The organism is Chromobacterium sp. FG22 (assembly GCF_057809415.1).
In genome coordinates, this window is the sequence record NZ_JBMDJX010000088.1 from 1 (window position 1) to 383 (window position 383).

The 383-nt window shown below is 68.4% G+C and carries 1 protein-coding gene; it reads right to left on the reverse strand.

Features of this window, described 5'->3' with window-relative positions:
- A partial coding sequence (locus ACODSD_RS24800; RefSeq protein ID WP_488878613.1) for an RHS repeat domain-containing protein occupies positions 1-383 on the reverse strand: 383 nt, incomplete at both ends.

The following is a 383-nucleotide window of genomic DNA, read 5'->3' on the forward strand; positions in this document are numbered from 1 at the left end:
CTGGCGGCTGAGCTGGTCCAGGCCGTTGTATTCGCTGTCGCTGGTCGGCCGCACGCTGCGGCCTTCGTAGTCGGTATAGGCGGCGTCCTGACGTCGGGTTTCCCGGCCTTGCGCGTCGTAACGCCAGTCGGTGACCTGGCCGGCGGCGTCGGTCTTTTGCGTCACCTTGCCCAGCGCGTTGTACTGGTAGCGAGTGATGGCGGTGACCACGTTCTGGCTTTGGCCGTCGGCGCTGGCTATCTGGACGCCGAGGCTGCGCTCGACGCTGATGCGGCCCATCCGGTCGTAGTCGGTTTCGCGCACGCGGTCGTCGGCGTGGGGCTTGAGCTGCTGACGCAGCGTGTCCAGCGGGGTGGCGCTGTCGTAAGCGCCGCTCAGGGCGC